Origin of the sequence: Stenotrophomonas sp. SBJS02, from assembly GCF_020428325.2 — a bacterium.
GTDB lineage: Bacteria > Pseudomonadota > Gammaproteobacteria > Xanthomonadales > Xanthomonadaceae > Stenotrophomonas > Stenotrophomonas africana.
Genome location: NZ_CP109812.1, coordinates 4,737,679 through 4,751,634 on the forward strand (window position 1 = coordinate 4,737,679; position 13,956 = coordinate 4,751,634).

The window sequence follows — 13,956 nt, forward strand, 5'->3', positions numbered from 1 at the left end:
ACCTGGCATTTCATCCACGCATGGCGTGGATCTACTGGGCATCGCGCAACGCGCCCAGGAAGGCGCGCAGCGAAGCCGGTTTGATCGGCTTGGTCAGCACGCGGTAGCCACGCTCGCGTGCCATCCGCTTCAGCTCATCGCGGCCATCGGCGGTCAACAACGCACCCGGCAGCGGGTAACCGGCGGCTTCACGCAGCGCCACCAACGCATCCAGGCCGTCCATGCGGTCGTGCAGGTGGTAGTCCACCAGCATCACCTGCGGCCGCTCGGCCACTTTCTCCAGCGCCTGATCCACCGTCGATGCCGTAATCACCTGCACCTGCCAGCGGCCGAGCAGCGCGCGCATGCCATCAAGGATCTCTTCGTCGTTGTCCACGCACAGCACGCGCAGGCCCGCCAACGAATCGCTCCGCACCGGCGCGGCGACGGACTGTACCGGCGCGGCCAGTTCGGTGTAGCCCGGTAGCGGCGCCACCCGCGGCAGGATGATCGAGAACATCGACCCTTTGCCGACCCGGCTGCGCGCATTGAGGCGATGATCGAGCAGGCGCGAGATGCGCTGGCAGATCGACAGGCCCAGGCCCAAGCCCTGCTCGCCCCAGTCGAAGGGCTGCTGGTAGCGGTGGAACTCGTCGAAGATCTGCCGCATGTGGTGCTCGGGAATACCGGGACCGGTATCCCACACCTGCAGCTCCACTTCGTCGCCGCGCTGGCGTACCGCCAGCACGATGCGCCCCTGCCGTGTGTAGCGCAGCGCGTTGGCCAGGAAGTTCTGCAGCACGCGGCGCAGCAGGCGGCGGTCACTGCGCACCCATGCCGGGCGTGCGAACAGGTCCAGGCGCAGGCCACGGCCGGCGGCGACCGGGGTGTACTGCGCGGCCAGTTCGCGCATCAACGCACTCACGTCGAACTCGCCGATCACCGGGTGCAGGCCACCGGCATCCAGCCGCGACACGTCCAGCAGGCCATCAAGCAGTTCTTCGGCCGCACGCAGCGACGCATCCACGCGTTCGGCCAGATGCTTCTGCTCGTCGCTCACGTGATCACTGTCGCGCAGCGCGGAAGCAAACAGCCGCGCTGCGTTCAGCGGCTGCAGCACGTCATGGCTGATCGCCGCCAGGAAACGGGTCTTCGACTGCTGCGCGACCTCAGCCTCATGCGAGCGCTCGGCCACGCGCTGTTCCAGCGTCTCGTTGGCCTCCAGCAGTGCTTTTTCCGCGTGCTTGTAATCGGTGATGTCGTTGTAGCTGGTTACGTAGCCGCCACCGGGCAGCGCCTGGCCACGCATCTCGATCACCTTGCCATCGCTGCGGGTGCGCTCGAACACATGTGGTGACCCTGCGCGCATGTAACCGATGCGGCGGTTGATCTGCACCTCGATATCGCCTTCGCCCAGCTCGCCGCGTTCGGCGTTGTAGCGGATCAGGTCGGCCACCGGGCGGCCCACGTAGAGCATGCCGTCGGGGTAGCCGAACATGTCCTGGTAGCGGCGGTTCCATGCGGTCAGGCGCATGTCCGGATCAACCACGCTGACGCCGGCGCTGATGTTCTCCAGCGTGGTCGACAGGATCTCGCGGTTGAAGCGCAGTTCCTGCCCGGCTTCGTCCAGCACCGCCACCACTTCGCCCAGGTCCATGCCCGAACCACGCAACAGGCTGGTCAGCAGCAGACGCGCCGAGGCCGCGCCGATCGAGGCCGCCAACAGGCGCTCGGTGAACTGTACCCAGGGGCGGTCCGCAGGCGCCGAAGATTGCAGCTCACGGCCCAGCGACTGTGCCTGCTCGAAGAACGAACGCCGCGCGTGGCGCTCGCCGACCACGCGCGAAGCCAGCGCCAGCAGATCGCCCACATGCACGTGACCCGGCCAACCACCCGCCACCGACGGTCGTTCGGCATACGGATCGAGGAAGGGTGCGGCACGCAGTCGCTCGTCGACGCCGGGCCGCCAGCGCGCGGACACCAGCATCATCGTCGCCGCATTGACCAGCAGTGACCAGAACGTGCCATGGGTCAGCGGATCCCAGCCGGTCATGCCGAACAGCTGCTGCGGGCGCAGCCACTCAATGCCGAACGGGCCGTGCTGCACCCAGCCGGCATCGACCCAGCCGGCCATGGTCATCGCCGGCAACAGCAGGGTGTACAGCCAGGTGGCGAAGCCGAGCAGCATGCCCACCTCGACGCCACGCCGGCTGGCACCGCGCCAGTACAGGCCGCCGATCAGGCCGGGCGCGAACTGCGCCACCGCTGCGAACGCCATCAGGCCGTACGAGGCCAGGGTGCTGTCGTTGCTGCTGGTGCGGTAGTAGCTGTAGGCCATCAACGCCAGCAGCAGGATCGCTAGGCGGCGGATCCACAGCACGCGCGAGGCGACGTCGGCGGCCTCCTGGTGGTCACCGCTCCGACGCAGCAGCACCGGCATCACCAGGTCGTTGCTGACCATGGTAGCCAGCGCGATGGACGACACGATGACCATGCCGGTGGCCGCCGAAAAGCCGCCCACGTAGGCGATCAGCGCCAGCGCATTGCGGCCTTCGGCCAGCGGCAGGGCCAGCACCATCGAATCGTCGGCGACGCTGCCACCGGTGCCGAACAGCGTCACGCCGGCGGTGGCGATCGGCAACACCATGCCCGAGATCAGCACCAGGTAGCCACCGAACATCCAGCGCGCGCGGCGCACGTCACGCACGTCACCGCATTCGACCACGGCCACGTGGAACTGGCGCGGCAGGCAGATGATCGCGAGGAAACTGAGCAGGGTCTGCGAGATGAATCCCACCGGCGGCAGGCCGGTGAACAGCGTGTGCACCGACTCGACCACCGCGTCGCTGCGGTTGCTCAGCCACAGGTAGGCGAACACGCCCACGGCCAGCATCGCCAGCAACTTGATCACCGATTCGAAGGCGATCGCCAGCATCATGCCGTGGTGATGCTCGGTGGCATCGACCTGGCGGGTACCGAACAGGGTGGCGAACAACGCCATCAGCAGCGCCACGTACAGCGCCGGATCAGTGAAGAAGCCGGTCGGGCCGGTGTTGCCGGTCAACACCTGCAGGCTCATCGCCACCGCTTTGTACTGCAGGGCCAGGTACGGAATGATGCCGATCAGCGCGATGATCGCCACCAGCGCCGCCAGCCGCCGCGAGCGGCCGAAGCGCGAGGAGATGAAATCGGCGATGGAGACTACGTTCTGGCTGCGTGCGATCAGCGCCAGGCGCTCGATGATGCGCCAGCCGAACAACAGCAGCAGCAGCGGGCCGATGTAGATGGGCAGGTAGCCCACGCCGTTGCGCACGGCGGTGCCGACCGCGCCGTAGAAGGTCCACGACGAGCAGTACACGGCCAGCGCCAGGCTGTAGACCACCGGCCGCAGCCACGGCCGGTCGGGATACATCGGCCGACGGTCACCCCACCACGCCACGCCGAACAGCAGCGCGGCATAGGCAACCGAGACCAGCAGCAGGATCCAGCTGGAGACCACGCGCGCGTTTCCATCGGAAGAACCCGCAGTGTAGGCCAGGCGTGGCCGGGGGTGCGGGCGCGTTGGGGGCAACCACCCCCACCAAGGTGGGGGCCTACGCGGTGCGGGCCACGACCGTGGGTCGTGGCCGGCGTCTTACTGGGCCGGCACGCCCATTTCCTTCAGCAGCTCGGGCGCCGGGTAGACCTTGGCCAGCAGCCAGCGCAGGTAGCGCATGTCCACGTGGACGGCGCGCTTGTAGCGCGGGTCGAACCACCAGCTGGCGCTGACCGACTCCCAGTTGCTGTCGAAGTTCAGGCCGATCAGTTCGCCCTTGGCGTTGAGCACCGGCGAGCCGGAGTTGCCGCCGGTGGTATCCAGGTTGGTCAGGAAGTTGACCGTCTGGGTCTTCAGTGCCGGATCGGCGGTGCTGCCGAAGTCACCCTTGGCGATCGCTGCCAGCAACGGCTTGGGTGCATCGAACGGATAGGCGTTGGTGTTCTTCTCGACGATACCGGCCACAGTGGTCACCGGCGAGTAGGTCACGCCGTCACGCGGGTGCAGCGCCTCGACCTTGCCGTAGCTGATGTGCAGGGTGCGGTTGGCATCCGGATACACCGCGCGGCCCTGCTTGGCACGCCAGGCGAACAGCGCCTGCATGTAGGCCGGACGCAGGCGCAGCTGCTCGCCTTCGCGGGTCTTGCTCTCGTTCTCGATGCGCAGCTGCGCGGCCACCAGCGGGCCGGCCACGGCGATCAGCGGATCGGCGGCCAGGGCCTTGCCTTCGCGTGCGGCGGCGAAGCGCGACAGGCGCTGCGCCTCGTCACCCAGCTGGGTGCCGGCATACAGGGTATCCAGCGCCGTGGCCAGCTGCTGCGGGGTACGGCCGAAGGCCGCGTCGAACTCGGCCACGCGCTGCGCGTCCGGCAGCTGCTGGTAGCGGGTCAGCAGGGTGGTCAGCAGCGCCTTCTCGACCTCCGGCGCGTAGCGGCGCTGGACCTGCTTGAGCACGCCTTCGATCATCGCCTGGTCGCGTTGCTGGAAACCGCTCTCACGCTGCGCGTCCGGCTTGGCCGATTCGATACGCAGGCGTTCCAGCAGCAGTGCCGAGCGCAGAAGCTGGCTCTGCGCGGCCATCTGGTCCAGCAGCAGGTCGCGCTCGCCCACCGCCGCGCCCTGCGACAGGTTGGCCAGCAGCGCCTTGATATCGCCCTGGTACTTGCGGTCGGTGGCAGCCAGCATCGCCGTTTCGTCGGCGGCACGCTGGGCCTTGGCGTCGCTGCGCAGCAAGCCTTCCAGCTCACCGGCGGCGCGCTTGCGGTTGTTCTTCAGCGACTGCAGCTGCGAGGCGTAGCGGGTGCGCGCCTGCGCGTCCTTGGCACTGGCGGCCTCGATGGTGTCGATCATCTGCTGGAACACCGACACGCGGCGCGGCAGCACGGTATCGATCTGACCGGCGAACTCGGCCGCGGTGCGGTGGCGGTAGGTGATGCCCGGGTAACCGGCCAGCATCGCGTAGTCGCCCTCCTTCGGGCCTTCCACCGACATCTGCAGGTGTGCCGGCGCCTGGTAGGGCACGTTGTCCTTGCTGTAGGCGGCCGGCTTGCCGTCCTTGCCCACGTAGGCGCGCAGCAAAGTGAAGTCGCCGGTGTGGCGCGGCCACATGAAGTTGTCGATCTCATCGCCGTAGTTGCCGATCGCACGCGGCGGCGCATACACCAGGCGCACGTCGCTCAGCTCCAGCTGGGCGATGCGGTAGAAGTCGGTGCCGTAGTACATGTTGGCCACCGAGCAGCGCACGCTGCCGTCCTTCTCGCACTCGGCCACGATCTGCTTGCTGGCCGCATCGACGGCATCGAAGTAGGCACGGCCGGTCTTGCCACGGGCCTGTGCCAGCACCTGGTCGGTCACCTTGTCGAAGCCGACGGTGACCAGCACGCGGAAGTCCGGGTTGGCCGGGCGCTCGTCGGCACGGTCCCTGGCGATGAAGCCGCCATTGATCAGGTCGTGCTCGGGCGAGCTGTTGTACTGGATCACGCCCATCGCCACGTGGTGGTTGGTCAGCAGCAGGCCGTCGGCAGACACGAACGAGCCGGTGCCACCACCGGCACGGACCACCGCGCTCAGCGGCGGCGCGGTGACATTGGCCAGGTCGGCCGGATTGCCCTTGAAGCCAGCGGCCTGCAGCGGCTTGGCCAGGTCCGGCAGCTGGGTCGGCATCCACATGCCTTCATCGGCGTGGGCACCGGCGGCCAGGGTCAGGCCCAGGGCCAGGGCGGTGGGAAGGGCTTTGCGTGGCGACATGAGGCAATCCGGTACGACAGAACAGCCCGGGACCATAGCCGCTGGGGACCGATGGGGCAACGGCCGATGGTTGGGGGCACGTACCTGTAGAGCCGAGCCCACGCTCGGCTGCTCTTCTGCCCGCCCCACCATCCCACGCTGCGCGCTCAAGCCGAGCATGGCTCGGCTCTACTGGGATGCCACGGCGGATTATTTCTCCCGCCGCCAGTTGATCGAACCACGGTTTTCCACCGTGCTCGACTCCACTTCCACGTCGAAGCCACGACGCAGCAGGTACTTCAGCGTAATCACCGAACCGGCACCGACCAGCGACACGCCGTAGCCGACGTACAGCTTGGGCGAGATGTACTTGCCGACACCGATCACCGAGCCGCCCAGCGCGCGCGACTGGCTTACGCCGGCATCGTCCAGGCCCAGCTTGGCACCCAGCTGCGAGGCCAGCAGCCCGCTGCCCGCCGACAACGCAGCCGACGCCGCGTTCACCTGCTGTGCCTGGTCGCTGCTGGCGCCGGTCAGGCTGCGGCCCAGCACCAGGTAGGCCAGTGCTTCGGACTGCGACATCGCCGGATCGGACCACACGTCCGCACGCGGTTGCTGCGCACGCCCGGTCACGTCGATGCCGGCGGTGACATCACCGATCCGGCGCTCGGCGCGGATGTTGACGCGCGGGTCGGACACCGCGTTGTAGTTCCAGGTGAGGTTGCCACGGGTGATGGTCAGGTCCTGCCCGTACGCCTTGTAGCGACCACTTACTTCCAGGCCACCATTGGCGGTCATTTCGCGGCCAGGCTTGGCCCAGACCTGCATCTTGCCGGTCAGCGCGCCCTTCAGGCCGAAACCGGTCATCTTCACCTTGTCACCAAGGCTGACCACCAGGTCCATATCCAGCGGCGAAGTGCGCGACTCTTCCGGATCGGCCGGGTCCAGCACCACCACGTCTTCGGACACCGAGGTGCCGCGGTCAAGCCGCTCGATGTCGATGTCCGCTTCGGGCACGTGCACGGTGCCACGCAGCTCCATCGCCGCCTTGGCCAGGGTGAAGTCGAGGTTGGGATTGGCGACGATGCGCAGCTCGCTGGTGTTGGACAGCAGCACGTTCTCGCCATGGATCTTCAGCTGCAGCGGCTGTGCATCACCGAACCACGACAGGCCACCGTCGACATAGAGCGTGCCCTGACCCGAGTTGGCCTGCGCAGTGATCTTGGCCGAACCATCGGGCTGGGCGACGAAGCTGCCCTTGCCCTGGTCAAAGGTCAGGCCCAGCGCCGGGAACTCGCCCTTGAAGTTGCTCAGCTGCGCATCACCGCCCAGCGACGGCTGGCCGCGCGTGCCGCGCAGGCTGACGTGGCCTTCGATCAGGCCGGTCGGGCGCACGATGTCCGGCGAGAACAGCTCCAGCCAGTACAGCCGTGACATGTTGAGGTAGAGCTCGCCGTTCAGCGGCGCACTCGCTTCCCAGCCGGTCTGCATCTTCGCGTCGACGAAGCCGTTGCCCTGGAAGCCCATGCCCAGATAGCCCTTGATGCTCGCCGGGGTCATGTCGAGCTTCAGCGAGAACTGGTCATAGCGTACCAGTTCGCCACGGGTGGTATCGCCCACGGTGTTGCGGTTCTCGCCCAGGCGCACGCCGCCTTCCTTCGAGCGCACTTCCACATGGCCTTCCCAGGCATTGCCGCGCGGGCGGATCTGGGCGTCCAGGCTGACATCGCCACGCAGATAGATGCGACGGCCGGACTGCGGCGGCAACCACGGCTGCACCAGCGCCAGCGGCAGCGCATCACTGCGCACCACCAGGCCCTCGCGTGGCCAGTTGGCCTGTGCACACAGCGCACCGCTGCTGGCGGCGGCCAGGCAGGCTTCGGACAGCGTGTAAGTGCTGCCGTTGATCGCGAACGCCGCCGGTGCACGCAGCGACCAGGCATCGCCCTTCACCGGTGCGATGCGCAGCGCTGCCAGCTCGCCGCGCCACTGCGCGCCCTGCTGGCGGACGCTGCCCTGCAGCTCGATCGCGCCCATCTCGTTGCGGGTCTGCGCCGCCAGGCGCAGGTTGGACACACTGCCCTGCGCATCCACGTTCAAGCGTTCCAGCAGCATGCCGGCGTTGACCTGCTGGCCCTGGATCGCCAGCGTGCCACTGTCGCCGCGCCACGGCAGGTGGCCCTTGATGCTCACGCTCTCGGCGCCGTAGCCGTCCCAGTTGAGGTTGCTGCCGACCAGGTCGGCGGTGATGTCCGGCGCATCGCGCGGTCCCTTCACCTGTACCTGGCCACGCAGGCCGCCATCGGCGCCCGGCAGCAGATCGCTCAGCTGCAGCGGCTCGAAACGCGCATCGATGTCGAGGCGATCACCGACCTTGCCCGAAGCGGTCACCCGGCTGCTGCCCAGCGACAGTTTCAGATTGCCCTCGCCCTGCGCGCCCTGCAGCGCGAACTTGCCCTGCGCGTCGAGATTGCGCTGGCGCAGCACACCCTTCAGCGACGGCAGATCGACGGTGGCTTCCAGCGTGCCGGCGGTACCCGGCGGCGCGTTTGCCGGCGGCGGCAGCTGGCGTCCCTTGGAGGCCAGGTTGCCGGACAGACGACCGTTCCAGCCCGGCACGAAATAGCCGGGGTCGAAATCTTTCAGCGTGGCCTTGGCATCCCAGTCCAGCTGCGGTGCCCAGGCCACCTGGCCTTCCACCTGCAGCTGGCCACCCGGCGTCTGCGCCTGCAGCTGGTGAATCGACGCGGCCTGATCGTTGCCGCGCACATCGAATTGCAGCTGCGCCTTCTGCGCCTCGCGCTCGACCTCGGCGCGGCCGATCGCCGCCCAGGCCTTCAGGGTACCGGCCAGACCGAAGCGTGCTTCCTTCAGGGTGACCGGCACCGGCGCGCTGCCGGCGGTGTTCGGATCAGGTGCCGGTACGTAGGTCAGATCATGGGCGACCACCGAGAAGTTGAGCTTCTGCTGGTCTTCCTGACTGAAATCGGCGGTGCCCTCCAGCCGGGCTTCGCCACCAAGGCCCTTCACCAGCAGCGGCGAGACCTTCAGTACCTGGTCCTGCAACGACACCACCGACGGTGCCAGCTCCAGTTCCTGATCGCCCTGCTTCACTTTGCCTCGCAGGTTGGCGTTGCCGCCCTTGCCGGCAGCGGTGAAGTCCAGCGCCAGCGGCGCGATCGCCGAGCTGGCCAATGCCGGCGACAACAGCGAAAGATCCAGTTCGTCACTGCGGATGCTGGCATTCCAGCTCGGATCGGTGCGGCCGTCGAACACCAGCATGGCATGCAGCGGCTTCGGCGCACGCCCGGCCACCGCCACTTCCATGTGCGACAGGTCACCGCGCGCGACCAGACCCAGAGTGGCGGCGGTACGCCCACGTGGAGCAGGCAGCACCGCGGTGACGGTCACATCGGTGTCGTAGTCCTTGGCCGGGATGTAGCGGCCCTGGGCGGTGAAGTTGCCCATGTCGCTGTCCACCACCAGCTTGTGCGCCTGGAACTCACCATTGGCGATCTCGATGCCACCACGCACGCGGCTGATGTCGATCACAGGCTCGTTGGCCTGGCTGATGCGGAAGCCATCAATGGCGATGACGTCGGCCTGGATCGCCAACGGCATCTCGATCTGCGGCAGCGAATCGGGCCACGACGGCAGCTTGAACGGCTCGTCACTCTTGGCCAGGTTCAGCGTCGCGTTGGTCAGCTCCAGCTTGTCCAGCAGCAGCTTGCGACCCAGCAGCGGGCGCAGGTCCGGCTCCAGGTGCGCGCGCTCGGCGTGGAAATGGATGTCGTCGTAGCGGAAGTCGACGTTGTACAGGGTCAGCGGGCCGGCCACCGGGCCGTCCACCTTGTCCCAGGTGAAGCTGGCGCCCACCGGCAGCCGTGCGACCACCTGTGCCAGCAGCACATCACGGCCGGCCACGGTCTGCAGCAGCCAGTAGACCGCCAGCAGGGCCAGCAGTACCAGGCCGATCACGCCGATGCCGGACCATGCCCAGAAGCGGCGGCGGCGATAGAAACGCACGCGCGGTGGCGGCGTGTTCGGGGTCGGTGCGGGCGTGCTCACAGGTCCGCTCCGATGTTCAGGTACAGCTGGAACTGCGAGTCCGGATTGTTCAGGCCGTGCGCCACGTCGATGCGCACCGGGCCCACCGGCGATTTCCAGCGCACGCCGAAGCCGACGCCGGTGTGCAGATCAATGGTGTTGTCGAAGGCGCTGCCGGTATCGACGAACACCGCCGCACCCCAGGGGCCGCCATTGAAATAATGCTCGTACTCGGCCGAGCCGATCACCAGGTTCTTGGCACCGAGCGCGTACTTGTCTGGCGCCGGGGTCCGCGGCCCCACCTCGCGGTAGGCATAGCCGCGGATGCTGCGGTCACCACCGGCGAAGTAGCGCAGGCTGGGCGGCATCGCCACCAGATCGCTGGTCCAGGTGGTGCCCCCTTCGCCGCGCAGGATCAGGCGGTTGCTTTCACCCACCGGGATGTACCAGCGCAGCACGGCGTTGGCCTGCACGAAGCTGGTGTCCGAGCCGGCACCTTCAACGCCGGCACGCATCGTCGCCGTACCGCTGATGCCCTTGCGCGGGAACATCTCGTCATCGACGTTGACGTAGTCGGCAACCATCTGCGGGTAGACCAGCGTCGAGGTGTTGTACACCGCACTGGTGAACTCGGTGCCGGAGGCGTAGCGCCAGCGCTCGCGCAGCGCGTTGATGGAGGCGATCGCGGTCCAGTGCTCGTTGATCTCGCCGCTGCGGCTGGCAATCAGCTTGAAGTTGCGCAGGTCGATGTAGTCGGTCTGCTCGTCATAGGCGCTGGCGGCAAAGGTGTACCAGCCATCGAGCCAGTTGAACGCAGGAATGCGGTAGCTGGTGACCAGGCTCTTGCGCTTCTGCGCGTAGTCCAGCTGCGTGTTCATCTTGTGGCCGCGGTTGTTCAGGAACCGCCGCTCGATGCCGCCACGCACACCCGGGCCGCTCTCACTGCCGTAGCTCAGACCGGCGGTGTAGATGGTGCGTTTGGCGCGGGTCAGCTTCACGTCCACCGGCACGTCGCCGTTTTCGTCGGCCTGGTCCGGACGCGGCTGGATATCAATCACGCTGAAATAGTCCAGCTTGGTCAGCGACTGCCGCAGGCGATCCAGCTTGCCCTCGTGGTAGTAGCTGCCCTGGTCCCAGTACACCAGCGGATCGAACAGCTTGTCGACGAAGTAATCCTGCTCGAAGCGCACCGGGCCCATGTTGTAGCGGCGGCCACTGTCCCAGGTCAGGTCGATGTCGGCCGCATTGTCGGCGCGGGTGATCTGCACCTGGCGCTGGGTGTAGTCGGCGTCGAAGTAACCACGCTCGGCCAGGCGGCGGGTGATGGTGATCTTGCTGGCTTCGTACTGGGTATGCACGAAGCGCTGGCCCTTGCGCGGCTTGAACGCGGCCAGGTCGTCCTGCAGGTACTGGTCATACATCGCCGGGCCGGTGATATCGATGTGCTCGCGGCGCACGGTGACCGGGGTGCCCTTGTCAACGTGGATCAGCACGCGCACGTGCTCGTCCTCGCGCGGCGCCTCGACCTTGATCACCGGGTTGTAGTACCCGAACGGTTCCAGTGCCTGGCGGGTCTGCCGCTCGGCCTGTGACAGCAGGTATTCCAGGCGGGATTCGCCCTGTTCCTTGCCGATCGTGTCGTACAGCGACAGCGATTCCTGGATGTTCTCGATGATTGCGGCGTCGTCGCCCTTGTCCAATCCCTTGATGTCCACCTTGTCGATGGTGCCGCGCGCGTGGGCCACGGTGGTGGCGGCCAGCGACAGGACCATCAGCGGCAGGGCGTATTTCTTTGGCTGCATGCGGCACAGCATACCGACCGAAGGTGACGATGCGAAATGCATCACGTCATTGGGGATCGGTTGTTAAGTGGCGGTCAAAATACGCGCCGTTGTGGCGATCATCGTGATCGCAGCCGAGGATGCCGGCATCGTGCGCGATGCCGGCAATGACCCCGATGGACATCGCCGGCGATGTTCCGGTAGTGCCGGCCGCTGGCCGGCAACCCACAGATCGGTGGCAATGCCGGCCAGCGGCCGGCACTACCGGTGGGTGCCAAGCTTGCTTGGCACCACATCTCAGCTCGACAGATGCTCGATCGCCGCGACCTTGCCCAGGCGCTCGCCCAGCATCGTCAGCAGCGCCAGGCGGTTGCCACGCAGCGCCGGATCTTCCGCATTGACCATCACGCCATCGAAGAAGGCATCAACCTGCGGACGCAGGCGGGCCAGGCGTGCCAGCACCGCTACGTAGTCCTTGTGCTGCAGGCTGGCGCCGGTGTCGTCGATGGCCGCGGTGACCGCCTCGGCCAGCGCGCGCTCGGCATCTTCCTGCAGCAGTGCCGGGTCGATCTGGGCCGGAATGTCGCCTTCGGCCTTGCGCAGGATGTTGCGGATGCGCTTGTTGGCCGCAGCCAGTGCTTCGGCTTCCGGCAGCGCGGCGAAGGTGCCGATCGCATCCAGGCGGCGGTCGAAGTCGTACAGCGAGGCCGGCTTCAGCTCGGCCACGGCGTTGAAGTGCGTGGCCGGCACGCCCTTGTCAGCGTAGTAGCCCTTCAGGCGGTCGAGGATGAAGTCGTACAGTTCGCCGATGTCGGCCTGCACGTTGCGCGCGGCCAGGCCGGCGTTGGCGCTGGCCAGCAGCGCGCGCAGGTCCAGCTCGAAGCCGCTTTCGATGATCGTGCGGGCCAGGCCCAGCGCGTTGCGGCGCAGGGCGAACGGGTCCTTGTTGCCGGTCGGCTTCAGGCCCGCGGCGAAACCGCCGGCCAGCGTGTCGACGCGTTCAGCAATGGCCAGCACCTTGCCCAGCGGCGAGAGCGCGATGTCATCGCCGCCGAAGCGCGGCTGGTAGGCCTCGTCGATGGCCAGCGCCACATCGGCCGATTCACCACCGGTCACAGCGTAGTGGCGACCCGCGATGCCCTGCAGTTCCGGGAATTCGTTGACCATGCGCGACTGCAGGTCGTTCTTGGCCAGCTCGGCGGCGCGCCTGGCCTGCGCCGGATCGGCGCCGACCTGCGGCGCGATCACTTCGGCCAGGGCGGCCACGCGCGCCACCTTGTCGGCCACGCTGCCCAGCTTGGCCTGGTAGGTCACCGTCTTCAGGCCCTCGCCCATCGATACCAGGCCCTGCTTCAGGTCCTCGTCGAAGAAGAACTTGGCATCGGCGAAGCGCGGGCGGATCACGCGCTCGTAGCCCTTGGCCACTTCGGCCACGTCCTTCGATTCGATGTTGGCGATGCCGATGAACTGCTCGGTCAGCCTGCCGCTGTCATCCAGCACCGGGAAGAACTTCTGGTTGATTTCCATCGTCTCGATCAGCGCTTCCTGCGGCACGGCCAGGAACGCACGTTCGAAGCTGCACAGCACCGCCGACGGCCACTCGACCAGGTTCACCACCTGCTCCAGGTTGTCGTCGGTGATGCGGGCGCTGCCACCGGCCTTGGCCGCAGCGGCCTCGACCTCGGCGACGATGCGCGCGCGGCGCTCGCTCGGGTCGACCAGCACGAACGCGGCGCGCAGCGCTTCAACGTAGTCCTGCGGCTGCGCCAGCGACACGGCCTGGTCGTGGTGGAAGCGATGGCCACGGCTGACGCGGCCAGCCTGCAGGCCGAACAGCTCGGCTTCGACCACGTTGGCACCGTGCAGCAGCACCAGCCAGTGCGCCGGGCGGGCGAAGCCCCACGCGTGGTCACCCCAGCGCATCGGCTTGGGAATCGGCATCGCCGCAATCGCCTCGCGCAGGATCTCCGGCAGCAGGCTGGCGGTGGTCGCGCCCGGGGTCACCGCACGGTGCACGAAGCGCTCACCCTTGTTGTCGGTGGTCTTCTCCAGCGCGGTCCAGTCGATCCCGGCCTTGGCGGCAAAGCCCTGCAGGGCCTTGGTCGGCTGGCCTTCGGCGTCCAGCGCGATGTTCAGGTACGGGCCCAGCACTTCGCTGTGCTGTTCCGGCTGTTCCAGGCCAACGCCCGGCAGCAGCACGGCCAGGCGGCGCGGGGTCGACAGCGGGCGTGCATCACCCAGTTCCAGCGCGACGCCGCGCTTGCGCAGGCCTTCGACGACACCGTCGAAGAACGCCTGGGCCAGGCCCGGCAGCGCCTTGACCGGCAGCTCCTCGGTGCCCAGTTCGATCAGCAGGGGGGACAGTTGGCTCATCGTTTCAATCCTGTG

The 13,956-nt window shown here is 67.5% G+C and carries 5 protein-coding genes; all 5 read right to left on the bottom strand.

Translation table 11 applies throughout. The features are described from left to right. Positions 1 to 31 precede the first annotated feature (31 nt). A complete protein-coding gene (locus FQS62_RS21845; protein WP_208043120.1) occupies positions 32 to 3,478 on the bottom strand; it encodes a hybrid sensor histidine kinase/response regulator in 3,447 nt (1,148 codons plus the stop codon). A 135-nt stretch (positions 3,479 to 3,613) separates the two neighbouring features. Next, positions 3,614 to 5,761 carry a S46 family peptidase gene (locus FQS62_RS21850; RefSeq protein ID WP_208043119.1) on the bottom strand — a complete coding sequence of 716 codons (2,148 nt, stop codon included), beginning with the start codon at positions 5,759 to 5,761 and terminating at the stop codon, positions 3,614 to 3,616. 189 nt (positions 5,762 to 5,950) lie between these two features. Continuing rightward, on the bottom strand, positions 5,951 to 9,808 hold the full coding sequence (locus FQS62_RS21855) for a translocation/assembly module TamB domain-containing protein (protein ID WP_107380753.1): 3,858 nt from the start codon (positions 9,806 to 9,808) through the stop codon (positions 5,951 to 5,953). Continuing rightward, the gene (locus FQS62_RS21860) at positions 9,805 to 11,601 is read right to left on the bottom strand and encodes an autotransporter assembly complex protein TamA (protein ID WP_080392815.1); all 1,797 of its coding nucleotides are present in this window, start codon (positions 11,599 to 11,601) and stop codon (positions 9,805 to 9,807) included. The genes FQS62_RS21855 and FQS62_RS21860 overlap by 4 nt, the downstream gene beginning before the upstream one ends. A gap of 264 nt (positions 11,602 to 11,865) precedes the next feature. Next, positions 11,866 to 13,941, bottom strand: a complete 2,076-nt coding sequence (gene glyS, locus FQS62_RS21865) for a glycine--tRNA ligase subunit beta (RefSeq protein WP_049443844.1) — start codon at positions 13,939 to 13,941, stop codon at positions 11,866 to 11,868. Between the last annotated feature and the right edge of the window lie 15 nt (positions 13,942 to 13,956).